The sequence below is a fragment of the Gemmatimonadaceae bacterium genome (assembly GCA_035606695.1).
Lineage (GTDB): Bacteria > Gemmatimonadota > Gemmatimonadetes > Gemmatimonadales > Gemmatimonadaceae > JAQBQB01.
In genome coordinates, this window is the sequence record DATNEW010000041.1 from 177,981 (window position 1) to 201,320 (window position 23,340).

Here is a 23,340-nt window from a genome sequence, read left to right on the forward strand (position 1 = left end):
TTGTTCCTCACTGCGGCGCTTCGCACCTTCGCTCGGAATTCCGCCGAGAAAATAGGATTGTTCCTCACTGCGGCGCTTCGCACCTTCGCTCGGAATTCCGCACAAAGAGTCACTCGCTCAAAAGGAAAATATCGGGCCAGCGCTCGCCGAGCGTCGCACGCAAACGCGCGAAAACCTCCGCCTCGGTTCCGCGGGCGTCCACGATCACGACCGGCCCACACTCGGGATGCGCGCGCTGCCACTCGGGCTTGGCGAACGTGTCGAACGCATGGGCGACACGCTCGTGAAATTCAAGCTCGGCGCGCTCCATGCGGTCCCGCTCGCCGCGCTGGATCGCTCGCTCGAGTCCTTGCTCGACGGGCAGCATCAGCAGCAGCGTGAGATCCGGCTGAAGCCGCTGCGTCGCGAAAACATTCGCGGCGCTCAGCTCGTCTTCCGGCAGGCCGCGTCCAATGCCCTGATAGGCGTACGTCGCGAGAAAAAACCGATCGATGAGCACGATGGCGCCCTGGTCGAGCACCGGCCGGATCTCGCGCTCGACCAGCTGAGCGCGCGATGCCATGAACAACAACGCCTCGCTGCGGGGGACGATGTCCGACGCGGGATCGAGCAGGATGCGGCGAATCTCGTCGCCGACGACGGTTCCCCCAGGCTCGCGCAGCGCCACCACCATCTGCCCGTGCGCGCCGAGCCATTCGGCGAGCAGCCGGAGCTGCGTGGTCTTACCCGCGCCTTCGGGCCCTTCGAGCACCACGAGGAGGCCGCGCGCCATGGTGCGCCGCGTCACCCAAGCGTGATGATCGGACTGGCCGCGCCCTTCTCGATGCCTTCGACGATCCAGTCGTTCACTTTCCCCATGATCTTGTCGAAGTTTTCCTGCGCCGCCAGCACGCGCTGGTACGACGTCCGGGTCTGCACCTGTGACAACAGCGTGTCGAGCTCGCGCTCCATGTCTTCGGTCGGCCGCTGGCCCTGCGACAGCATGCGCTGCGCGTTGACGCGAAGCTGCTCCATCTTCTGCAGCAGCGCCACGGTGTCCTTGTCCTCGTTCAACGCATCCGAGGAGCGTTTCACTTCCTTGTACTCGGTGCTCTGGCCGATCAGGCGGCCGAGCTCCTTTGCCTTGTCCTCGATCATCGCATTCTCCTCAGGTCGCCTGACGCCTCGCGAGCACGAAACGCTCGCGGCCAAACAGATCCAGCTCGACTCGAATTCTGTGGAACCGCCGTTCGCGACTGACCAACTCGGCGACGAGCGAGGCGCGGCGCGCGTCCACTTCCAGCGCGATCAGGCCGCCCGGGCTCAGCACCTCCGCGGCTTGGCGCACGAGTCGCGCCGTCGCGGTCATGCCGTCCGCGCCGCTGAACAGCGCGACCGCCGGCTCCCAATCACGCACGGCCGCCGGCAGTGTTTCCGCCTCGCCCAGTGCAATGTAGGGCGGGTTGGAAACGACGACACGCGCGCGGACGTCGAGCAGCGGCGCCAGGAGCGACCCGTGCACGAGATCCACCGGCGCGCGCCGCACCGCGGCACACAGCTCGACGTTATGTCTCGCGACCGCGAGCGCGTCGAGCGAGATGTCGGTGCCGTACACGCGCGAGAACGTCCCTTCGCTGGCGAGCGCGATGGCGATCGCGCCCGAACCGACGCCGACGTCCACTGCGACGCCGCCGTGTTCACCGCGCGTCTCGTCGAGCACGAGATCGACGATCTGCTCGGTCTCGGGCCGCGGGATCAACACGCGCTCGTCGACGTCCAATGTGAGATTTCTAAATGCGGCGCGGCCGACGGCGTACGCGAGCGGCGCGCCCTGAATGCGGCGCGCCATCGCTTGCCTGGCGCGGTCGAACGTCTCGCGATCGACCAGCAGCTCGCCGTTCGCGATGGGCCAGAAACGCGGCGCGTCGTAGAGCGCGGCGACGATCTCGCGCGCCTCTGACGTCGGCTCGGCAATCCCTTCTCGCTGAAACGCGCCCGCGAGCATGTCGACGAGCCGGCTCACGGAAACCGACGTGAGCTGCTGAACCAGCTCGCCCGTCATTCCGTGCCTCCGAGCTGCTCCTCGACGTCGGCGAGACGCAGCGCTTCGATCACCGGACCGATGTTGCCGTCGACGAAGCCCTGCAGATCGTGCGTCGTCCAGCCGATGCGATGATCCGTGACGCGGCTTTGCGGATAGTTGTAGGTGCGAATCTTCGCCGAGCGATCGCCGGTGCCCACCTGCGTCTTGCGCATGCGGGCGCGTTCCGCCTCCTGCTCGGCGATGCGCATGTCGAGCAGCCGCGCGCGCAGGACTTCCATGGCCTTGAGCTTGTTCTGAAGCTGGGATTTCTGATCCTGCTGGCTGACCACGAGCCCGGTCGGAAGATGCGTGATGCGCACCGCCGAATCCGTGGTGTTCACGCTCTGGCCACCCGGTCCCGACGAGCGAAACACGTCGATGCGAAGATCCTTGTCCTCGATCTTCACGTCGACCTCTTCGGCCTCGGGCAGCACGGCGACCGTTGCCGCGGAGGTGTGAATGCGCCCCTGCGCCTCGGTGGCCGGCACGCGCTGCACGCGATGCACGCCGGACTCCCAGCGGAGATTGCCGAACGGGGTATCGCCAGTAATCTTGAATACTACTTCTTTAATTCCGCCGAGTGGCGCGTCGGACATCGACATGACCTCGATACGCATGCCGTGGCGCTCGATGTACCGCGTATACATGCGATGCAGATCCGCGGCGAACAGCGCCGCTTCGTCGCCGCCGGTGCCGGCGCGGATCTCGACGATGGCGTTGCGGTCGTCCAGCGGATCGCGCGGAATGAGCGCAGGCAGCAGCCGCGCCTCGAGATCGGCGATCGTGGCCTCGAGCCGTGCGACGTCGGCGCGTGCTTCGGCGGCCATCTCGGGGTCGTCAATGGAAACGAGCTCGCGCGACTGCACGAGCTCGTTTTCAGCCTTCTGGAGTTGGGCGGCCATCTCGACCACCGGGGTCAACCGGCGGTGCTCCCGGCCGAGCTCCGCAAATTCTTTTGCGTCTCGGAGCCCGGCTGGATTGGCGAGCGCCCGTTCGACCTCGTCGGCACGGGCGAGCGCCGCCGCTAAACGATCGCGGAGCGCCAGAGAATCCTTGCCTTAGCTCGCGCTGTTCGCGGTGGCCGCGGTGGCCGCGGTCGCTTTTGCCTCACCCTTGGATTCCGGCTTGGCGAACTTCTGACGGAAGCGCTCGATACGGCCGGCGGTGTCCATGAGGCGCTGCTTGCCCGTGAAGAACGGGTGGCACGCGGCGCACACGTCCGTGTGAATCTCGGCCTGCGTGGAACGGGTCTGGAACGTATTACCGCAGGCGCACTTCACAGTTGCCGTGGCGTATTCGGGATGGATGTCGGCTTTCATGACGAGCCTCATTGATTCGTGGAGCGCGAAACCGTGGAGCACGGCGCCCGAGAGTGGGTCACCGCAACCTCCAGCGTGCACGCTGCCGGTTATGTGCTAGCCTCGGAATATACCCCGCTCGAGCGTAACACACAAGATCGCAACGGGTTACTGAGAGTGCCGTTGTGTCATCCTGAGCATTACCTTGCGCCCATGGCCGACCTCGAACACCTCTTCGCCAACAATCACCGCTGGGCCTCCAAGGTCGTGGCGGACCATCCGCGCTTTTTCGCCGAGCTGGCCGCGCAGCAGGCGCCGGAATATTTGTGGATCGGCTGCTCGGATTCTCGGGTTCCGGCGAACGAAATCGTCAATCTGCTCCCGGGCGAGCTGTTCGTGCATCGCAACGTCGCGAACGTCGTCGTGCACACAGACCTCAACTGTCTTTCCGTCCTGCAGTTCGCCGTCGACGTGCTGCACGTCAAGCACATCATGGTCGTGGGCCACTACGGCTGCGGCGGCGTACGCGCGGCGCTCGAGGGCAACAAGCTCGGGTTGATCGACAATTGGCTGCGGCACGTGCGCGATGTGTATCTGTCGCATCGCGCGCTCGTGGATGCCGCGGGCAAGACGGCCGCCCCCGACCGGCTGTGCGAGCTCAACGCGATCGAGCAGGCGCAGCACATCTGCGAGACCACCATCGTGCAGGACGCGTGGGCGCGCGGGCGACCGCTCACGGTGCACGCGTGGGTCTATTCACTGCGCGACGGGTTGCTGCGTGACATCGGCTTCAGTGCCGACTCGGCGTCGCGCGTGGAGGTCGCGTACAAAGCCGCGCTGAACGGCGTACGGGCCGCCGGCGGCGAACCGGAGCGGCGCCCCGCGATCACGCGCTAGGGATATGGAATGCCGGCGGCGAACAATCCCGCCAACGCGCCGATCAATGCGCCGGCGAGTGCGCCGCCCAACACCGCACCTAGGGTCGCGTGACACCCCGGCGAGTCGCACACGCCATTTACGAACTCATATGTGGCCCAGCCGCCAAGTACGCTCCCACTCGCGGCTCCGATCGCCGACCACGCTCGGCAGCGCGAATGTGATGGTCGTCACCAGGAGCCACACAAAACGCTTCACGATCATGAACATAGGTGTATTCGTGGTTTGACACTATCGAACGCCCGGACTAACTTCGCGCCGACTGTTTCGTGCTGCTCCGTGCTGTTCGTCGCTCGGTTGCCCGGCCCGGCGCCGCCTGCCACTGGCACCGTCCGTTTCCCGCAATCCGGTCCGATCTTGCAAACAACCACCGCCGACTTCCTCGCCACGGTCCCGCTCTTCTCCGGACTCGATCGCGTCGAGCTCGAACGTTTCGCCGAGCTGACGCGCGAGAAGTTCTATCCGCGCGGCAGCGTGATTCTGTTCGAGAACGACCCGGGCGATTCCCTCTTCGTCGTTCGTCAGGGGCGCGTGAAGGTCGTACTCATCGGCGAGGATGGGCGCGAAGTCATCCTCGGCGTACTCGGGGTGAGCGAGCATTTCGGGGAGCTCGCGCTCATCGACGACCGGCCGCGTTCCGCCCACGTGATCGCGATGGAGGATGCGCATCTCCTCGTGCTGCGCCGTGAGGATTTCAGAAAGCGGGTCGAATCGTCGCCGGCCGTGGCGTGGTCGCTGTTGACCGAGCTGTCGCGCCGCTTGCGTCGCGCGGATGAAAAGATCGGCGGCCTCGTGCTGCTCGACGTGCCGGGCCGCATTGCGCGGCTGCTGCTCGATCTCGCGGAGGAGGCGGGCGGGAACACGATCGAGAAGCCGCTGACGCACCAGACCATCGCCCAGATGATCGGCGCGAGCCGCGAAACCGTGTCGCGCGCGATGAAGGACTTTCAGGATGCCAACTGGGTATCGGTGGAGCGCCGGCGCATCACGTTGTCCGACCGCGCGGCGTTGGAGCAGCGCGCGCAGGCACGCGTGTGATCTGCGTCCGCGGGCGCCGGTGACTAACGTCACACGGCGCTCGTGACACCCTTCCTAGCCCTTTTTGACCGATTCCCCAATCTTATCGCCTAGCGCTGAGGCGCTGATATGACTTTGCGATTGCGGTTCTGGGGAACGCGGGGCTCGATCCCGACTCCAGGCACAGGGACGGTGCGGTACGGCGGTAACACGCCGTGCGTGGAGGTCAGAACAGACACGGGTTGGCTGGTGATTCTGGACGCGGGCACTGGCATTCGAGAGCTCGGCCGCGCACTGATGGGCGGGGCGACGGGCAACGGAGACGGACGCGGCAGCGTCGCCGCGGACATCTTTCTCACCCACGCGCATTGGGATCACATCCAGGGTATTCCGTTCTTCGCGCCGATCTTTCAGGCGGGGAATCATTTCACGATCTGGGGCTCGAAGGCGCTCGAGACCAGCATCGATCGGGTGATTCGGGATCAGATGTCCCCGGTCGTTTTTCCGGTGTCGTTCGAGGAGCTCAGCGCTAGGATTGATTTTCGCGAGATTGCTGAAGAGCGGTGCGTTGGGAACGGCTACGAGGTGACGGCGTTCGCGGTGCAGCATCCGGGCGGGGCGCTGGGATACCGCTTCGCCGGGCTGCACGATCGTGATTCGAATGCCCGTTCGTTCGTCTATATCTCGGACAACGAACTGGCCGCGCACGAGACGTACAAGTCGCGCGCGGACTGGCGCGACCGGCTGGTCGGGTTCGTGCGGGGCGCGACGCTGCTCGTGCACGACGCGACGTACACGACGGAAGAATACGAGCGTCATCGCGGGTGGGGGCACTCGACGTTCGAGGATGCGGTGGCGCTCGCGCTCGATGCCGGGGTGGAGGAGCTGGTGCTCTTCCACCATCGGCCGGAGCGCACGGACGACGAGGTGGATCGCTGCCTCGAGGCAGCTCGTGCGCTCGTGAAGAGCCGTGGCGGCACGCTGCGGGTTCGCGCGGCCGCGGAAGGCATGACGCTGGTGGTTTAGTGTTTTATAAAGTGTCTCAGGAGGACACCATGTTGCGTTCGACGTTGCGTTCGACGTTGCGTTCGAAGCCGTACGCCACTCACATCGCCATGCTGCTGGCCGCCGCGTCGTTCGCGCTGCCGGCTGTTGCACGGGCACAGGACAACCGCCCGGTGGTGGTCGTCTTCACGTTCGACAACAGCTCCATGGGCCCGGGGCACGCCGACTTCGAGGGCATCCGCACCGCCGTGCAGGATCTGCTCATCACCGACATGGCGTCCAACACCAAGATCCGCCTGATCGATCGCGCGCGCATCGCCGAGGTGTTGCAGGAACAGAACATGGTGCAGAACGGCCAGATCGATCCGCAAACCGCGGTGCGCCTGGGCAAGCTCTTCGGCGCGCAATACGCCGTGACCGGCGCGTTCATCAGCGACCCGCATGGCAAGGCCATTCTGACGGCACACACGATCGACGTCGAGACGTCGCAGATCGCGAATCCGAATTCGGTGAACGGGACGACGGACGACGTGCTCGGTATGATCGCGCAGCTGTCGTCGCGGCTCGCCAGCAATCTGAATCTCGCGCCGAAGCCGGGTGCCGCGCGTCGTACGGGCGATGCCGGTACGGGCGCCAAGTCCGAGCCGGCACAGAGCGGCGCGCCCGCATCGAAGGCCGTCGAAACGTTCGCCAAGCCCGTCGCGGAAGAGGCGATGAAGATCAAACTCGATCCGGCAACGGTCAGAGTCTACTCGAGCGCCATCGACGAAGCCGACAAGAAGAACAAGGCGAAGGCTACTGATCTGTTCAGGCAGGTGCTGGCGAAATACCCCAAGTTTGAGCCCGCGCAGCGGCAGCTCGATCGCCTAACGCACTAAATCAGTCAGGGGCGTATACGCCCGATCGCGACGGTGATGTTGTCTTTCCCGCCCCGATCGAGCGCCAGCTCCACGAGGGCTCGGCACGCCTGTTCGGAGCTCGTCATCGTGCGCAAATGCTCGGCGATCTCGTCGTCGCTGACGTGGCGCGTCAAACCGTCGCTGCAGACAAGCTGCACGGCTCCCCGTTCGCGAATGTCCACGCGGGTGACGACGGGCATCGCCATGTCGCCGCCGATCGCGCTGGATAACACATGGTGGAACGGCGACGCGTGCGCCTGCGACTCCGTGAGCACGCCCCGTTCGACGAGATCCATCGCGACCGTCTGATCGCGCGAGACCTGCCGCAGCTTGCCCTGCGAAAAGAAGTAGTACCGGCTGTCGCCGACCTGCACGACATACAGCCAGGGCCACACGACGAGGCCCAGCGTGAGCGTGGTCGCGTTGATATCACCGCCGTGCTGCGCTTCGGAGTCGGCACGGACGGCGTCGTGCGCCTCCATTGCCGCCGCGTGCAGGGCATCGAGAAACTCGCGGTCCTGCGCGGTGCCGACGGCGTGGTAGCAGCGCAGCGACGACGCGACGTACCGCGTGACCGCCTCGGTCGCGATGCGACTCGCGTCTTCCCCGGCAACTCCACCCCCGACACCGTCCGCCACGAGTAGAACGGTCGCCAGGCGCTGGCCGCGCAGCGGCAGCGTGTCCACGTTCGGCAGACTCGTGGCGTGCACCACGACTTGCGGATGCACCGTCGCGAGCAGGAAGTGATCCTGATTCTCAGCGCGAACGTGTCCCGGATGCGTCATGCCGAACAAATCCAATTCCTCGTCACGCGGACGAGGACCCGCCGGTGGCGACGGCGGCGTAGCGAACAGTTCGGCGAGCTTCATTCGTCCGGGTGTCATGCGAGGCATGAGTTTGGAGTACTTTCGCACCATTCGGCAAGTGCGGCCCGCACGGTCCAGGCGGATGCTGGCTCGCAGATTGGCTCGCCGGTATGTTTGCGAGTTCCCGCCCAGCGATCCGCGCCCGACGATCTCATCCCCATCCGTGAAGCCGCTTCTCATCGCAGCGCTCGGCCAGCCTGTTTCGGCGGCGCCCATTGGACGCAGAGAGGACGACGTCGAGCTGCGGCGCGTGCCGGTGCTTCCCGCGCCCGGGACGCTCGATGTCGCCCGGCCAACGGTGATTCTGCTCGACCGATCTCTGCTCGCCTCCGCGGGCGGCGACACGCAGCGCGTGATCGACTTGGCGCGCGATGCCGCAATCGTGGGCGTGGGCGATGCCGGCGAAGCGGAGCCGCCGTCGGATTTCCCGCTCGACCTGTTGACCAGCTACGCCGCCTCGGACGCGCCGGCAGCGACGCTCCGCGCGCTTCTCCGCGGCGCGATGCGCCACGCGGCGACGCTCGTTGCGGCGCGGCGCGCCGAACAACAGGTCGAGGAGCGCCATCGCGAGCTCAAGGAGCTCACCAGCGTCGGCGTCGCGCTCTCCACCGAGCGCGATCTGCTCACGCTGCTCGAGATGATTCTGAATCAGGCGCGCCGCATTACCGACAGCGACGCCGGTTCGCTGTATCTGACCGAGCGCCCGGAGCATGGCGCCGCGGCGACGCTGTTGCGATTCAAGCTCTCGCAGAATCACACACTGCCGGCGCTGCCGCTCACGGAGTTCACCGTTCCAATCGACCACGCGAGCCTGGCGGGCTACGCGGCGGCGACCGGCGAGCCGCTCGTGATCGCCGACGTGTACCTGCTGCCTGACGACGTCACGTACAAGCAGAATCGCAGCTTCGACGAGAAGTTCGGTTATCGGACGAAATCGATGCTCGTGATTCCGATGAAGACGCATCGCGACGAGGTGATCGGCGTGCTGCAGCTCATCAATCGCAAGCGCGACGCGGCCGTGCGCTTGACGTCGGCCGAGGCCACCGATCGAGAGGTTGTGGCGTATGACCAGCGCGCCGTGGAGCTCGTGAGCGCGCTCGCGTCCCAAGCGGCGGTGGCGATCGAGAACAGCAGGTTGTACGAGGACATCGAGCGGCTCTTCGAGGGCTTCGTGACCGCCGCCGTCACGGCGATCGAGTCGCGGGATCCGACGACGTCCGGGCATTCGAGCCGGGTCGCCGCGCTTACCGTGGGGTTGGCGGAGGCGGTGGATCGCGGCGGCGAGGGGCCGTACCGGGCCGTGCACTTCACGCGCGAACAGATTCGCGAGCTGCGCTACGCCGGCCTGCTGCACGACTTCGGCAAAGTTGGCGTTAGAGAACAGGTATTAGTAAAACAGAAAAAACTCTACGCGCCCGATTTGGCGATCATCAAGAATCGATTCGCGTATTTACTCCAGGCGGCGGACCTGAGCTTCGAGCGCGAGCGGGCGGACGTGCTGCTGGCCGGCGGCCGCGACGCGCACGAAGCCGCGCTGGAACGGCTACACGAGGCGCGCCGCACGTCGCGCGAGCGACTCGAGCGCTACCTCGACGCCATCGTCAAGGCAAACGAGCCGACGATCCTGCCGGAAGGCAGCTTCGACGAGCTGCGCGACATCAATCGCCAGACGTACGTCGATTTCGAGGGCGTCGAACGCCCGTTGCTCGAAGACGCCGAGCTGCAATTTCTGATGATCCGCAAAGGCAATCTCGACGACCGCGAGCGCCGCGAGATCGAGTCGCACGTCACGCACACGTACCGCTTTCTCGAGCAGATTCCATGGACGCGCGAGCTCAAGGGAATTCCCGAGATCGCGTACGGGCATCACGAGAAGCTGAACGGCCGCGGCTATCCACGCGCCGTGACGGGCGATGCCATTCCCGTGCAAACGCGTATGATGACGATCTCGGACATCTTCGACGCGCTGACCGCTACCGATCGCCCCTACAAGCGCGCGGTCCCGTGGGCGCGCGCGCTCGACATCCTCCGCATGGAAGCCAAGGACGGCATGCTCGACGCCGACTTGCTCGACAGCTTCATCGCCGCGCGGGTGTTCGACACGGTGCTCTCGGGAACGAGCGAGTAGCGGCTCGCCGCTATCGTTCTCGAGTCCATAAGAGCAGCACGCCACACGCCGCGGCGCCGCTCGAGTTGTACTCCGGCGGGACCTCGGCCCCCTGATAGAACTCGGCGGCCGCGTACTCGACGGGACTCATTCGGCCGAAGTCGGGGAGCCCGTTGGTTCCCATCGAGGCATCGAAGATCTTCGCGTTGTCGACATACACGGACACGTAGCAGTCGGATTGCCGGCACGCTCGCAGCGCTGGGCCGCTGCACATGCGCCGAGACGACACGAGGTACTTCGCGCCACCACGCCCCGGCGCCATCATGACGCCCGGGACATTCGACGTAATGACGTCACCCAACGAATGATTGTCGTTTTTGCGCAACATCGTGTCGGTGATGAAATGCCCCTGGCCGCCGCGACGGCGCTCGTCGAAACCGCGCAACGCGGGCGAGATGTATTTAGGCGCTGAATCCTTCACGACTACCGCGGCCAGCTGCGTAGCGTGCGACAGCACCACCGTAATCGGGGTCGTATCCGCCGGCGAGATACTCACCGTCAGCGTTTGTACCTCGTAGCCAAGTTTTCGCACTCGAACCAGGCCGCCGCCGTCCGGCAGGAAGAACAGGCTGACCGTACCGGTCTTCGTGGTGAGCGACTTGTTGCCGTTGAGCACGTCCGCGACTTCGACGCCCTCGAGCGGATCCCCGGTTTGCTCGTCGTAGACGCCGAGCACTCGGTACCGGTATGCATAGTTCGCGGGCTTGGCCGCGGGCGCCGGCGGAGACGGTGGATTCTGCGCGCGCACGAACCCGCCGCATAACCCGAGCATGACGGCGGCGAACACGTATTCCCGTTTACTCATTTTACTTTGCTCCATAGAAGAACGAGCCCGCATTTGCCGCCCGCTCCAGCGTACATGAGCGCCGGCGCGCCATCCGGATAAACCTCGAGCGCGGCGATCTGCGTCACCGAGATCGCGTTGATGTCGAAAGGAGGAAGCTGTCCGCTTGCCTGCGCGAGCGGATCGGGCGGCGCGTTGGCCGCGGCCTGGGCGACCGCGGCCGCTCCTCGTCCGCGCCCGCCCGTCGACGCCGGCGATGATCCCTGCCCCGCTGGTCCCGTCGGTTGCGGCCGAGCAGGCGGCTTCACGCTGGAAATCGCCTTGACGGACCTCGCCGGATCGCCGCCCTCGAGCGCGTTCACGGCCACGCCGTCCAAGTAGACCTCGACGCCCGAGGGGCAGCCTCCGGCGGCGCCGAGAGGCGCCTGGGCGCTGTACGCACCGCCAACGGGCCGCAGGTGGACGCGTGGCAGCGTCGCCAGAAAATCCGTCAGCCGCCCGGCGTGCGACGCGGCGATGTCCTTCGCGGTGTAGAAGTAGCCGTTGTACGCCTTGAGCCGCCGCTCGAAATCGCGCAGCTCGAGATTTTGCGCTGCCCTCACGTTCACCGTATCCAGCTCGGTCACGACCCGCTCGAGCGCGAAATGCACGTCGATCGTATCGCGCCGCACGGCAACGAGCCGCGTCTGCATCTGATAGCCGAGCCGCCGGAGTTGCACCACGTATACGCCGGCGGGAACGTCGTTGATCAACAGGCGGCCGCCCTGAGGGACGAGGAACTTCACCTCGAGCGTCGGGAGCTCGATCTCGGCGCCCGTCAGCGGGCTGCCCGCGACGTCAAACGCGGCGACGCGCATGGCCCCAGCGGTGCGACGCACCAGCGGCACCGGCCGGCCCAGCGAATCACGTTGGCCGGCGAGGAACGACAGAGGCAGGATCACTAAGCCGGCGAGAACAGTGGCCGCGCGCATCTCGAGCTCCGGAGGTGGGATATCCGCGCACCAACTCTGTGAGCGGCGTCAGAGTTTCGTCAAGCTCGAATTGGCTGTCGCTGTACTCTTGACCCGTTGCGCGATATCGTTTTGAGCACATGCATCTCGCACCACTCGGCGACCACGCCGTCCTCGTCACGCTCGGCGACTCGATCGGCGAAGCGACACATCGCCGCGTGCAGGCCGCGGTCGCGCGCATCGACCACGCGCGAATCCGCGGCGTCGTCGACCTGGTTCCCGCGTTCGCAAGCGTGGCGGTGCACTATGACCCGCGCGCCGTCGAAGGCGACGGCGGCAGTCCATACGCGCGGCTGCGCGACAGACTTCGGCGGGAGCTGTCCGATCTCACGAACGAAGAACTGCCGCCCGCCCGGGTCGTCGAGATCCCGGTGTGCTATGGGGACGAGCTCGGCCCCGATTTGGACGAGGTCGCGACGATGCATGAGATGTCCGCGGCTGACGTGATTCGTCTGCACAGCGACGCCCTGTATCTCGTGTACATGGTCGGGTTCATGCCCGGCTTCGCGTATCTCGGCGGCTTGCCGGAGCTGATCGCGACGCCCCGGCGCTCGTCGCCTCGATCCGCCGTGCCCGCCGGCACGGTAGGCATCGGCGGGAGTCAAACGGGCGTATATCCGCTCGTGTCGCCCGGTGGGTGGAACCTGATTGGCCGCACGCCGCGCAAGATGTTCGACATTGGTCGCGACGAAGCGACTTTGCTCGCGACAGGCGACCGCGTTCGCTTTCGTCCCATCACACGCGCCGAGTTCGACGATTGGCGCGAGTGAGCGTTCGTGTAATCGGCGCCGGACTTCAAACGACAGTCCAGGATCTCGGCCGGCCGGCGCACATGCGGCAAGGCATTCCCGGCGGCGGAGCGATGGATCGCCGGGCGTGTCGCGTGGCGAACTTGCTCGTCGGGAACGACGAACGCGCCGCCGTGCTCGAGGCGGCGCTCATCGGACCGTCGATTGAATTTCATGCGACGACGTTGATTGCCGTCGCCGGCGGCGATCTAGAAGCGTCGATCGACGGAACGCGACTCCCCGTGTGGCACGCCGCGCTGGTTCCCGCGGGCGCGACGCTGCGCCTTGGCGCGGCGACGACCGGTTGCCGCGCATACGTCGCCTTCGCCGGCGGTATCGACGTGCCATGTGTGTTCGAGAGTCGCTCCACGTATCTGCGCGCGGCGTTTGGCGGCGTCGATGGACGTGCGATTCGCGCGGGTGACGTCGTGGGGTTAGGCGAACCCTCCTCGATGTCGCGACACATCGCGGCATCGCTCGCTCGCGAGAATGGGGCGGTCGGCATCGCGCATTGGAGCGCCGGCGCGACGCTGCGTCCGGCGTATTCGGTGGAGCCCACGGTGCGATTGCTCGACGGCACGCACACGTCGCTCCTGTCCGAACCTTCGCGCCAGCGCCTGTTCACCGAACGATTTCGGATTTCGGCGAGCTCGGACCGAATGGGCTATCGACTGGAGGGAACGCCGCTTTCCCTCGAGCGGCCTATCGAGCTGCTTTCCGAAGCGGTGGCATTTGGGACCATGCAGCTGCCGCCCGGCGGTGCACCGATCGTGCTGATGGCGGATCGACAGACGACGGGCGGCTACCCGCGCATCGGCGAAGTCGCGAGCGTCGATTTGCCGCTGATCGCGCAGCTCAAGCCGGGCGACTTCGTGCGCTTTGAGCCGATCTCGCTGGACGACGCGCAGGCGCTGTACCTTGCGCAGGAAGCGGAGCTTGCGCAGGCGCGCGCGGGACTCGAATGGCGGTTTTCGCGAGGAACGACATGAACGACCGCGTGGATCTCAATTGTGACATGGGCGAGAGCTTCGGCGCGTATCACATCGGCGCCGACGAGGAAGTCTTTCCGTTCATCACGTCGGCAAACGTGGCGTGCGGGTTCCACGGCGGCGACCCGTCGGTGATGCGAACGACGCTTGCGCGCGCGCGCCAGCGCCGAGTGGCGGTCGGCGCGCACCCCGGATTTCCCGATCTGATCGGCTTCGGCAGGCGCACGCTCGACGTCACGCCCGACGAGACGTACGACATGGTGGTGTATCAAGTCGGCGCCCTGCTCGGATTCGCGAAGGCGGCGAACGTCGACCTCCAGCACGTGAAGGCGCACGGCGCGCTGTACAACATGGCGGCCGCGAAGCCCGAGCTTGCCGCCGCGATCGCTCGTGCCGTGCACGACGTCGACAAGCAGCTCATCCTGTTCGGATTGCCCGGCAGCCACCTCATCAGCGAAGGCGAATCCGCGGGATTGACAACGGCGAGCGAAGCCTTCGCGGATCGCAATTACATGCCGGACGGCTCACTCGTTTCGCGTCGCCGGCCGGATGCGCAGGTGCACGGCGCCGACGAAGCGGTGTCGCGCGCCATTCGCATGGTGCGCGAAGGCAAGGTTCGCGCGATCGACGGCAACGACATCGCGATCAAGGCCGACACCATTTGTATTCACGGCGACGGGCCGCACGCCGCCGAATTCGCTCAACGCCTGCGCGAATCGTTCGAGGCGGCCGGCATTTCAGTGCAGCCGCTCAAAGCACAGTCGTGACGTGAGCTTTCCTAGAACCTGAACTCCTTCCCTTCCTCGGCCGCTTTGTAAATCGCCTCGATCACTCGGTGCAACGTCACCTGATCGCTTGGCGGCTCATACGCGACTTCGCCGCGCACGACGCTGACGAAGTGCGCCAGCTCGGCGCGATACGACTGAATGAACGCGCTCTCGCGCCCAGCCGCTCCGCTCGGCGACACGTCGGTCGGGCGGCCGTTCAGTTCCTTCACGACGCGTAGCGGCGCGAGACGTGCGCTGCCGCGCGTCGCGAGCACCTCGAACCACGAGCGCTCGGCTTCGCCGACGTAGGCCGACGAGACGTCGAACAGAAACGACGCTCCACCGGCGCACTCGAGCTGCACGACCATCGCCTCTTCCACCGCGCCCGCTCCACGGCCGCGATCCATGTGGGCGGTCACCCGCACGGGATCGGGATAGTCCGCGAGCCATAACGCGAGATCCAACAGCGGCACACCGTGATCCAGAAATGCGCCGCCGCCCGCCTCGGCGCGGCGATAGCGCCAGCCTTCGGGCGACCGCTTGAACTGATACGCGCCACCGCGCGTGCCGATGATCTTCCCCAGCTCGCCGCCCTGGATGAATCGCGAGAGCGTTTGCACGTCGGTGCGATAGCGATGGTTGTTGGCCACCGCCACCGTGCGATCGGCCCGCGCGGCCGCCGCGAGGATGCGCTCCACACCGCGCGACGTCAGCGAGAGTGGACGCTCGCAGAGTACGTGACGCTTCGACGCGAGCGCGGCGAGCACGTGCGGCTCGTGCAGGTGATTCGGCGTCGCGACGACGACGGCATCGAGCTCGTCCACCTCGAGCATGTCCTCGATGTCCGTGAAGACATCGGGCACCGCGAAACGGTCGGCGAGCGATCGCGCTTTCGGCCGATCATTGTCGCACAATGCCACGAGCTGCGTGCCGCGCATTTTCGCGAGCACGGGTAAATGCGCCAGTTGAGCGATGGCTCCGGCGCCGACGACTCCGATACGAACGGTATCTTTCATGGAGAGCTGGGCTGCGATCCGCGCACATGTCCAAAGTAATACGACGCCCCGGCGCGAACCTGAACCGAGCGAAAGCCGCTGAGCAGGTCGCCACGCACCCCGCCTTCCACGCCGAGGTGATTCACGATCTTGAATGCAATGCCGCCGGTCACGAAAATCCCCGCGGCAATGTCATCGAGCGCACGCTCGACGAACGTGCCCTTGATCAGCTGCCCTTCCGCATTGATGACATGGGCGGCGAATCCCACGCCCAGAAACGGCTTGAGCTCGCCGCTATAGTCCGGCGTATACCGAAGCTGGCCGTCGAACGTGACGTCGTACAGCGTCACTTGAGACGCGTTCACATGCGCATTTGGATCGCTGAGGCTCTTGTGCAGCGAATCCGCGAAGGCCTGAACCACCTCGTGCCGAAACTGCGACTGCCAGTAGCTGGCGCCCGCGATCACCCGCCAGTTGCGCGAGACGTTCCCGTAGTCTGCCTGCACCGCCACGAGGTTGGCCGTTTGGAGCTGGGAGGGTACGACGTGGCCAAAGAAAACCCCGAGCGACGTGATCTCGAGCTTGTCGAGATTCAAACGCTCGACGATGCCATCTTGGGCCGCGGCAGGGCGGGACACGCACGCCCCGATGAGCGCGATCGCCGAGATCGCGCGAACAGCGTAGTGGCGCCGAGAGCTCGGTGCGCAATTCATCGACGGGCGGTCATCGATCGTCGGCAGCGGCGGGCCCCACAGTCGTCCCGGGGTAGTACGTGCTCAGAATCAAACGAAAATCCTGGCCGGCGCGCGCGCGTCCAATCGCGCCCCACTGACACATCCCGACGCCGTGACCGTAGCCGGTGCCGTGAATGATCAACCGCGCGAGCGATCCATCGGCTGCCGAGATCGACTCGACGGAAAAATCGGTGCTGTTGAGGATTTCGCCGCCCGGCTGCCGAAGGACGTATCGAATGTCGTTGCCGCGTACGACGAAGCTCCCGCGGTCCGTGGTGATCGTCGTCGTGGCGACGCGGCCCGACGGTGTATGTCCACCGACCGAGACCTCACGCGCGACACCAACGCGCCCGTTCGGCACCTTCGCGTAGCTCGCCAGATAGCGCGACAGCGCCGCGTTCACCGTTGCCGCCTCGAGCGTTTTCGTCCATCGGAAGCGCGGCGCGATGTCGCAGTAATAACGACCGGTGCCCGGAATCTGATCGCTCACGCGCTGGAGATACGGCTCGTCGTTCGTACGCCACAACTCGGATGCCGCCGCCGTGCTGCCGCCGCACGTCGACGAGTACGGCGCATTCACGACGCGCCCCGCATACTTGAGCACGAGCGTGCGCGTCGACTCCACCGCTTGCGATGCGACGTCCGTCTCGGCGGCGACACCGCCGTACACCTGATCCTGCGTGCCGCCCGTCACGTCGTAATTGCGCGCACTCGGTGATGCGAGATGGACGTACGCGTAACTGCGCGCCGTCACCGCCTGCGCCTGGATCGCCGCCGAATCATCGGGCGCGCGCGTGCCGATCTCGAGCGGAACGACGCCGCGCAGATAATCGTCGATGCGCACCACGTTCACGACCATCACGCCGCTGTCGGTTCCGAAGAACGCCGCATCGCCGCGATACGGTTTGCCGGCGACATCCAGCAGACCGCCGCCGAGCGCGCGCGCATAGAGTGGTCCTTCGGCCCACGACGTCGGTACGCCGTCGCTTCGCACCCCACGCAGCATGCGCCCGTCACGTTCGATGCGCCACGCCGTCGCGTCGTTGGTGCGGCCCATGAAGCCGCCCGAGCGATCGGTGAGCATGATGCCGGACGGGCCCCCAACACGCGGCGTCGCGGGATACACGCCGAGCATCACGCGGATCGTCGTATCACCAACGTCGCGAACGCCGAGGTCGCGTGTCGGTTGTTCCGAGTGCGTTGCCGGTGCGCGAGGTGGCGCGGATGGCGACGTCGTCCGACCGCGCGGCGCCGATGCGGGCGCTCCACCCACGTCGATCGGAATCGTCGTCACGACCGGCGTCGGCGACGAAGAGGTGGTGCACGCCGCCGCGACGAACAGCGTGAGCAGCCGCCGACGCATCATGCGAGCGCCATCGCCTCGTCCAGCCGGTTCAGCGTCTCGTCGACGTCGGCGTCCGAATGCGCGGATGACATGAATGCCGCCTCGAACGCAGACGGTGCGAGATACACGCCGCGATCGAGCGCCGCATGGAAGAAGCGTTTGAATCGCTCGACATCCGACGTCTTCGCATCCGAGAAATTTCGAACAGGCTCGGCGCGGAAGAAAAAGCCCCACATCGATCCGGCGCTGTCGGCCGTGAACGGCACGCCACGGCGAGCCGCACTCTCGCGCAGTCCCTGGACCAGTCGTGTCGTGCGCGCCGAGATCGCGTCGTGCACCTCGGGCGTGAGCCCGCGGAGTGTCGCAAGTCCGCCAGCCATCGCGAGCGGATTGCCCGACAACGTCCCCGCCTGGTACACGGGGCCGTTCGGCGCAATTTGCTCCATCAAATCGGCGCGCCCGCCATACGCGGCGACGGGCAAGCCGCCGCCGATCACTTTCCCGAGCGTCGTCAGATCCGCGATGACACCGAAACGTTCCCGCGCGCCACCATAGGCGACGCGAAATCCCACCATCACTTCGTCAAAGATCAGTAACACGCCGTGCGCGTCGCACAACTTGCGCAATCCCGGCAGAAAGGCTGGATCGGGCGCGATGAACCCCGCGTTGCCAATCACCGGTTCGACGATGATCGCCGCGACGTCGTGCTGCCGCAGCAACTCTTCGACGGCAGCGAGATCGTTGAACGGCGCCACCACGGTGAGTGACGCCAATGCATCGGGCACGCCCGGCGAATTTGGTAGACCCAGCGTGGCGACGCCCGATCCAGCACGCACGAGAAAGGAATCGCCGTGTCCGTGATAGCATCCATCGAATTTGAGTACGACCTCGCGTCCCGTTGCGGCGCGCGCCAGACGGACGGCACTCATCGTCGCTTCGGTGCCGCTCGACACGAAGCGCATCATTTCGATGTGCGGCATGCGTTCGACGATGAGCTCTCCGAGCTCGACCTCGAGCTCCGTCGGAATGCCGAAGCTCGTTCCGCGTTGCATGACTTGTTCGAGCGCCTGCAGCACGACGCGCGGCGCGTGGCCGAGAATGAGCGGCCCCCACGACAACACGTAGTCGATGTACTCGCGTCCGTCGGCGTCCCAGATGCGCGAGCCCTGTCCGCGCTCGACGACGAACGGCTCTCCACCCACGCCGCGAAACGCGCGCACCGGCGAATTTACCCCGCCCGGAAACAGTGCACGGGCGCGTTCCATGATCTCGTGCGATCGTCCCGTCATCGCCCGAAGCTACCGATCGTTCCCATGACATGCAGCGTACGCATCGGACGTTGCGACACCGACGGCGCCGAGACTACGCGGACGAGCGTCGCGTTGAAGTCGACATCTTCGACGACGTCGTCCAGCCGCACGTCGAGAAAGCTGCCCGGCGCGACATCGTCGGCACCGGATACATTCGTGACTCCGTCGATGTCGTCCGCCTGCCACGCCGTGCGCGCCTGCACGACGCCCTCTTCGACGCGATCGACGAGCACGCGCGTCGTCTGGCCGAGGCGTTGCTCGTATCGCTCGGCGGTGATCAGGCGCTGCGTCTCGTTCAATCGCTCGAGGCGCTCGCGCTTCACGTCGTCGGGCACGTCGTCATCCATCGCCGCGGCGCGTGTTCCTTCCTGCGGCGAATACGTGAACGCACCGACGCGCTCGAATTGAATTTCCTCGAGGAACGCGAGCAGCGTCTCGAAATCTTCGTCCGTCTCGCCGGGGAAACCGACGATGCACGTCGTGCGAATGGCAAGATCCGGAATCATCGCGCGAATGCGTTCGACTTTCTCGCGGATGGTGCGCTGACGCTCGGGCCGCCGCATGCGCGCGAGCACCGCGTCGGACGCGTGTTGAATCGGCATGTCGAGATACGGCAGCACGCGCGACTCGGTGGCCATGAGCTCGAGCAGTCGCGGCGTGAGACCGGCCGAATACAGATACAACATCCGAATCCATGGAATCGTCGTCTCACGTACGAGTGCCTCGAGCACATCCGGGAGACTCAGCTTGTCATCGCGGCGATCGCGCCCGTAGTGCGCGAGATCCTGCGCCACGAGATTGAGCTCGCGCGCGCCCTGCGCCTCGAGCAACTGCGCTTCGTGGACGATCTCGTCGAGCGCGAACGACCGATGCTTGCCGCGCATGAGTGGAATCGCGCAGAATGCGCAGCCGTGATCGCAACCTTCGCTGATCTTCAGGTAGCGCACATGGCGAAGGCCGCCGGCGAACGCACGAACGCCCGGATGCACCGCCGGCACGTCGCCTTCCGCGAGCAGCCCGCGCTCCTCGAGCTCCGGAATGAGCCGATCCATCTCGGAGGACCCGAGAAACACATCGATTTCGGGCAGCGCGTCGACGAGTTCGTTCTTGTGTCGCTGCACCATGCAGCCGACACCGACGACCGCCTTGCAGCTGCCCGCGTCCTTGAGGCGGCCGGCTTCGACCAGCGCGTCGATCGATTCCTTCTTCGCGGCGTCGATGAAACCGCATGTGTTCACGACGATCACGTCCGCGTCGGCCATGTCGTCGGTGTAGACGGCGCCGCGGTCGGCGAGCTGAGCGACGTAGCGCTCCGAATCGACGGTGTTTTTATCGCAGCCGAGCGTGATGACGGAGACTTTGAGCACGGGTGAAGTCTAATCGGGGGATCGACTTGCCTGCACCGCGCGCGGAGGTCTTGCGCGATTGTACTTTGTGTTGTAAAGTACTCTCCATGACAGGCTACCCACTCGATCTCGCCGCAACCGCGCCAGCGCCAACGCACCCGTCGGAGCCTCTCCGCCCCGGAACCCAGCGGGCCGTGCTGTTCACGGCCGGCCTGCTCGGCGTCGCCGGCGACAGTCTCCTCCGCGACGGGCCAACCGGCATAGGGCTGCCACTCTGGGTCGGCGTGTTTGGTCTGAACGCCGTGTCACTCGCCTGGAAGGAAAACCGCGCGATCGGACGCGAGGCCGCCGCATGGCTCATGAGCGCCTTCGCATTCAGTGCCGCGCTCGCGTGGCGGAACGGTGACGCGCTGCAATTCTTCGACTTTGCCGCCACGCTCGCGTGCCTCGCCCTCGCCGCGATCGCGCTGAGCTCACCGACCGGCGCTGTCTGGACTCGCCAAGTGCGGACGCTCGTCATGGCGGCGATCAACGTCGCGCGCACCGCCTTGTGGGGGTTCGCACCACTGCTCCTCGGTATTCGATCCACCGAACCCGAGCACGCATCGCGGCGCGCCGGAACCTGGCACACCATCGCGCGGTCGGCGGCGCTGGGCATCGTCGTGCTCGCGATCTTCGGCGCACTCCTCCGCGGCGCCGATCCAATCTTCGCAAGCATCGTCTCGTTGCCTGACTTCGACCTCGCACTCACCGCGAGTCACGTCATCGTTTCCGTGTTCTTCGCTTGGCTCGTCGCCGGTTGGGCGCGCGGAGCGTTGCGCGAACCTCGGCTCGGTTCCGAAGCACCGTTGCCAATTCCGCAACTTGGCTCGCCCGAAATCACCACCGTGCTCGGCGCCCTGAACGTGTTGTTCGCGGCGTACGTCGCGACGCAAATCGCCTGGTTCTTCGGCGGCGAAAACTTTTTGCGCGCGCACACCGGACTTACCGCCGCTGCGTACGCCCGCAGCGGATTCTTCCAGATGGTGACGGTCGTGGCGCTCGTCGTGCCGCTGCTTCTCTCGACGCGATCGCTGCTCCGCCCCGAGCCGGCGCTCGCGCGCCGTCATACCGCCCTGTCGCTTCCGCTGCTGGCTCTCGTCGCCGCCATGGTGGTCTCCGCGGCGCTCCGCATGAAGCTGTACGTCCAGTTCTACGGTTTGACGATCGACCGATTCTATCCGCTCGTCTTCATGGGGTGGGCCTCGGTCGTGCTCGTGGCAATCGCGTGCACTGTCTTGCGCGATCGCGGCGGTTTTGTGCCTGCGTTGTTGATGTCAGGTTTCGCGGTGCTCGCGGCGCTCAATTTCGCCGACCCCGATGCGATCGTCGCGCGTGTCAACGTCGATCGCGCCGCGCGACTCGGGGCAGACAAGCTGGATGTGCCACATCTGGCGCAGCTGCGCGGGACGGCTGTGCCGCTTGCGCTCTCGATCGTGCTCGACGAAGCGAGGCAGACGCCTGCCAAGGACAGATGCATTGCGGCGCGCATGCTGCTCGCTCGCTGGAGCCGCCATCCGGCGCCCAGTCTTCGGGCAACCGGCGATGCATCGTGGCGGCTGTGGAATGCCGACGACGTAATGGCGATGCGCTCCGTCAGCGCGAAGGCCCACGCGCTTCGCGACGTCGCGCATCGCTCGTGCGCCGCGGCGCGCGAGACGACGAGCGAACTACCCGCGCCTCAGCGATAGTTGCCGAATTTGAGCTCGACGCCGAAGTCGCCCTTTCGCAGCAAGGCGATCGCGTCCTGCAGATCATCCTTCGACGGAGAGGTGATGCGTACCTGGTCGCCCTGAATCGATGCCTGCACCTTCTTGAGCTTCGCGTCCTTGATCGCGGCCGCGACTTTCTTCGCCGTGTCGGCATCGAGCGCGGTCTTGAGCTTCACCTCGCGGCGCACGGTGTCGCCGGCCGCCTGCTTGATCTCGCCGATGTCGAGATTCTTCACCGGCACGCCGCGCTTGATGAGCTTCGACTGCAACACGTCGAACAGCGCGCGCATTTGAAAATCGCTGTCGGCCACGAGCAGAATCAAATCTTCGGCGCGTTTGAACTCGATCGTCGAGTTCGAGCCCTTGAAGTCATAGCGCTGGCTGATCTCCTTCTGCGCCTGGTTGACGGCGTTGTCGACTTCCTGGAGATCGACGCCGGTGGTCACGTCGAAAGAGGCGTTTTGGGGCATTGGGTGACTCGGTGACTGGGCGAGAGAGAATACAAACTACAAACGGCACACCCAACAAAGTCAGGTGTGCCGTTCAGTCGCGATTCCGCACGTCTCCCCGGACCGCAGTCGACGGCGGCTGTTCAAGGGTGGGTTGTTAGAGTTTTGGGAGAAAGCGGGGGGGAGCGGCGAATTTGCTCTCGGGACACCAGCCGTCAAGGGTCCCCATAAAAAAACGCGGAGCCGTTTGGGCTCCGCGTCGTCAGTGGTTCTCCGTCGTTCTCGAAGCGACTAGCCGAGATAACTCTCCAGGGCGCGTGCGCGGGAAACGTGGCGGAGCCGAGACAGCGCCTTCTCCTTGATCTGACGCACGCGCTCGCGCGTGATGCCCAGCAGCGCGCCGATCTCCTCGAGCGTCATCGGCTCGCTGCCGTCGAGACCGAAGTACAGTCGCAGAATCTTGGATTCACGTTCTTTGAGGTGCGACAGCGCTTCCTCGATCGACTCCGTCAGCGCCTTCTCGAACGTCTGCTCGTCGGGCGTCGGGTTGAGCGTGTCGGGCAGATAATCGAGCAGCTTGTTGTCTTCGCCGGGCGTCAGCGGTGCATCGAGGGAGAGATGCGTCTGCGAGATCGCCATCGTCTTCGCGACTTCTTCCTCGGTGATGTCCATGCCATGCGCGATCTCGGCGTGCGTTGCGTCGCGGCCCAGCTCCTGGAGCAGCGCGTTCGCCCGCTTGCCGATGCGATGCAGCGTGCCCGCGCGGTTCAGCGGCACGCGCACGATACGCGACTGCTCGGCGAGCGCCTGGAGAATCGCCTG

Annotated in this window: 25 protein-coding genes; 9 read left to right on the forward strand and 16 right to left on the reverse strand. The window is 65.7% G+C overall.

From position 1 onward, the window contains the following. Nucleotides 1-109: 109 nt before the first annotated feature. Genes tmk through rpmE form a run of 5 tightly spaced genes read right to left on the reverse strand, consistent with a single transcriptional unit; the run spans nt 110 to nt 3,381 of the window. Nucleotides 110-772: a dTMP kinase gene (tmk, locus tag VN706_22575; GenBank protein ID HXT18430.1), complete on the reverse strand. Its 663-nt coding sequence runs from the start codon at nt 770-772 to the stop codon at nt 110-112. An 11-nt stretch (nt 773-783) separates the two neighbouring features. After that, on the reverse strand, nt 784-1,137 hold the full coding sequence (locus tag VN706_22580; protein HXT18431.1) for a YlbF family regulator: 354 nt from the start codon (nt 1,135-1,137) through the stop codon (nt 784-786). Nucleotides 1,138-1,147: 10 nt separating this feature from the next. Then, on the reverse strand, nt 1,148-2,041 hold the full coding sequence (gene prmC, locus VN706_22585; protein HXT18432.1) for a peptide chain release factor N(5)-glutamine methyltransferase: 894 nt from the start codon (nt 2,039-2,041) through the stop codon (nt 1,148-1,150). Further along, nucleotides 2,038-3,108, reverse strand: coding sequence for a peptide chain release factor 1 (gene prfA / locus VN706_22590; protein ID HXT18433.1), 1,071 nt, complete (start codon nt 3,106-3,108; stop codon nt 2,038-2,040). The genes prmC and prfA overlap by 4 nt, the downstream gene beginning before the upstream one ends. Nucleotides 3,109-3,120: 12 nt before the next feature. After that, complete coding sequence (rpmE, locus tag VN706_22595; GenBank protein HXT18434.1) at nt 3,121-3,381, reverse strand: 50S ribosomal protein L31; 261 nt, start codon at nt 3,379-3,381, stop codon at nt 3,121-3,123. Between the two features lie 192 nt (nt 3,382-3,573). Between rpmE and can the strand changes: the two genes are divergently transcribed. After that, entirely contained in the window at nt 3,574-4,257 is a 684-nt protein-coding gene (can, locus tag VN706_22600; GenBank protein ID HXT18435.1) for a carbonate dehydratase, read from the forward strand. Here can and VN706_22605 read toward each other — a convergent pair. Continuing rightward, nucleotides 4,254-4,370 carry a YtxH domain-containing protein gene (locus VN706_22605; GenBank protein HXT18436.1) on the reverse strand — a complete coding sequence of 39 codons (117 nt, stop codon included), beginning with the start codon at nt 4,368-4,370 and terminating at the stop codon, nt 4,254-4,256. The two genes, can and VN706_22605, sit on opposite strands and share 4 nt — an antisense overlap. Before the next feature lie 283 nt (nt 4,371-4,653). On the opposite strand from VN706_22605, the gene VN706_22610 reads away from it, so the two are divergent. The 3 genes from VN706_22610 (at nt 4,654) to VN706_22620 (ending at nt 7,196) form a co-directional block, all read left to right on the forward strand. Beyond that, nucleotides 4,654-5,334 (forward strand): Crp/Fnr family transcriptional regulator, encoded by a 681-nt coding sequence (locus VN706_22610; protein HXT18437.1) that lies wholly within the window; start codon nt 4,654-4,656, stop codon nt 5,332-5,334. 228 nt (nt 5,335-5,562) lie between these two features. Further along, nucleotides 5,563-6,339: an MBL fold metallo-hydrolase gene (locus VN706_22615; protein ID HXT18438.1), complete on the forward strand. Its 777-nt coding sequence runs from the start codon at nt 5,563-5,565 to the stop codon at nt 6,337-6,339. A gap of 29 nt (nt 6,340-6,368) precedes the next feature. Continuing rightward, nucleotides 6,369-7,196, forward strand: a complete 828-nt coding sequence (locus VN706_22620) for a CsgG/HfaB family protein (protein ID HXT18439.1) — start codon at nt 6,369-6,371, stop codon at nt 7,194-7,196. A 5-nt stretch (nt 7,197-7,201) separates the two neighbouring features. Here VN706_22620 and VN706_22625 read toward each other — a convergent pair whose 3' ends face one another. Beyond that, a complete protein-coding gene (locus tag VN706_22625) occupies nt 7,202-8,110 on the reverse strand; it encodes a PP2C family serine/threonine-protein phosphatase (GenBank protein ID HXT18440.1) in 909 nt (302 codons plus the stop codon). Between the two features lie 136 nt (nt 8,111-8,246). Between VN706_22625 and VN706_22630 the strand changes: the two genes are divergently transcribed. Continuing rightward, a complete protein-coding gene (locus tag VN706_22630) occupies nt 8,247-10,211 on the forward strand; it encodes an HD domain-containing phosphohydrolase (protein HXT18441.1) in 1,965 nt (654 codons plus the stop codon). Nucleotides 10,212-10,221: 10 nt separating this feature from the next. Here the strand turns inward: VN706_22630 and VN706_22635 are convergent, their stop codons facing one another. Next, nucleotides 10,222-11,055, reverse strand: coding sequence for a hypothetical protein (locus VN706_22635; GenBank protein ID HXT18442.1), 834 nt, complete (start codon nt 11,053-11,055; stop codon nt 10,222-10,224). Beyond that, nucleotides 11,052-12,005 carry a hypothetical protein gene (locus VN706_22640; GenBank protein HXT18443.1) on the reverse strand — a complete coding sequence of 318 codons (954 nt, stop codon included), beginning with the start codon at nt 12,003-12,005 and terminating at the stop codon, nt 11,052-11,054. The genes VN706_22635 and VN706_22640 overlap by 4 nt, the downstream gene beginning before the upstream one ends. Nucleotides 12,006-12,124: 119 nt before the next feature. Here VN706_22640 and pxpB point away from each other — a divergent pair, with 119 nt between their 5' ends. Genes pxpB through VN706_22655 form a run of 3 tightly spaced genes read left to right on the forward strand, consistent with a single transcriptional unit; the run spans nt 12,125 to nt 14,588 of the window. Next, nucleotides 12,125-12,814, forward strand: a complete 690-nt coding sequence (gene pxpB, locus VN706_22645; GenBank protein HXT18444.1) for a 5-oxoprolinase subunit PxpB — start codon at nt 12,125-12,127, stop codon at nt 12,812-12,814. Further along, entirely contained in the window at nt 12,811-13,821 is a 1,011-nt protein-coding gene (locus VN706_22650) for a biotin-dependent carboxyltransferase family protein (GenBank protein ID HXT18445.1), read from the forward strand. Before pxpB ends, VN706_22650 begins: the two co-directional genes overlap by 4 nt. Then, nucleotides 13,818-14,588, forward strand: a complete 771-nt coding sequence (locus tag VN706_22655; protein HXT18446.1) for a 5-oxoprolinase subunit PxpA — start codon at nt 13,818-13,820, stop codon at nt 14,586-14,588. The genes VN706_22650 and VN706_22655 overlap by 4 nt, the downstream gene beginning before the upstream one ends. A gap of 11 nt (nt 14,589-14,599) precedes the next feature. Here VN706_22655 and VN706_22660 read toward each other — a convergent pair whose 3' ends face one another. The 5 genes from VN706_22660 to rimO are packed head-to-tail and all read right to left on the reverse strand — an operon-like array spanning nt 14,600 to nt 20,339. After that, complete coding sequence (locus VN706_22660; GenBank protein HXT18447.1) at nt 14,600-15,604, reverse strand: Gfo/Idh/MocA family oxidoreductase; 1,005 nt, start codon at nt 15,602-15,604, stop codon at nt 14,600-14,602. Next, nucleotides 15,601-16,296: a hypothetical protein gene (locus VN706_22665; protein HXT18448.1), complete on the reverse strand. Its 696-nt coding sequence runs from the start codon at nt 16,294-16,296 to the stop codon at nt 15,601-15,603. Before VN706_22665 ends, VN706_22660 begins: the two co-directional genes overlap by 4 nt. A 10-nt stretch (nt 16,297-16,306) precedes the next feature. After that, on the reverse strand, nt 16,307-17,683 hold the full coding sequence (locus VN706_22670; protein HXT18449.1) for a SpoIID/LytB domain-containing protein: 1,377 nt from the start codon (nt 17,681-17,683) through the stop codon (nt 16,307-16,309). Then, entirely contained in the window at nt 17,680-18,951 is a 1,272-nt protein-coding gene (gene hemL / locus VN706_22675; GenBank protein ID HXT18450.1) for a glutamate-1-semialdehyde 2,1-aminomutase, read from the reverse strand. Before hemL ends, VN706_22670 begins: the two co-directional genes overlap by 4 nt. Further along, nucleotides 18,948-20,339, reverse strand: coding sequence for a 30S ribosomal protein S12 methylthiotransferase RimO (rimO, locus tag VN706_22680; GenBank protein ID HXT18451.1), 1,392 nt, complete (start codon nt 20,337-20,339; stop codon nt 18,948-18,950). Before rimO ends, hemL begins: the two co-directional genes overlap by 4 nt. 86 nt (nt 20,340-20,425) lie before the next feature. Between rimO and VN706_22685 the strand changes: the two genes are divergently transcribed. Beyond that, complete coding sequence (locus VN706_22685) at nt 20,426-22,048, forward strand: DUF4173 domain-containing protein (GenBank protein ID HXT18452.1); 1,623 nt, start codon at nt 20,426-20,428, stop codon at nt 22,046-22,048. On the opposite strand, the gene VN706_22690 is transcribed toward VN706_22685, so the two are convergent. Both VN706_22690 and VN706_22695 read right to left on the reverse strand, forming a co-directional pair. Then, nucleotides 22,039-22,539: a YajQ family cyclic di-GMP-binding protein gene (locus VN706_22690; protein ID HXT18453.1), complete on the reverse strand. Its 501-nt coding sequence runs from the start codon at nt 22,537-22,539 to the stop codon at nt 22,039-22,041. The two genes, VN706_22685 and VN706_22690, sit on opposite strands and share 10 nt — an antisense overlap. A 270-nt stretch (nt 22,540-22,809) precedes the next feature. After that, the coding region (locus tag VN706_22695) for a sigma-70 family RNA polymerase sigma factor (protein HXT18454.1) at nt 22,810-23,340 on the reverse strand (531 nt) is incomplete at its 5' end.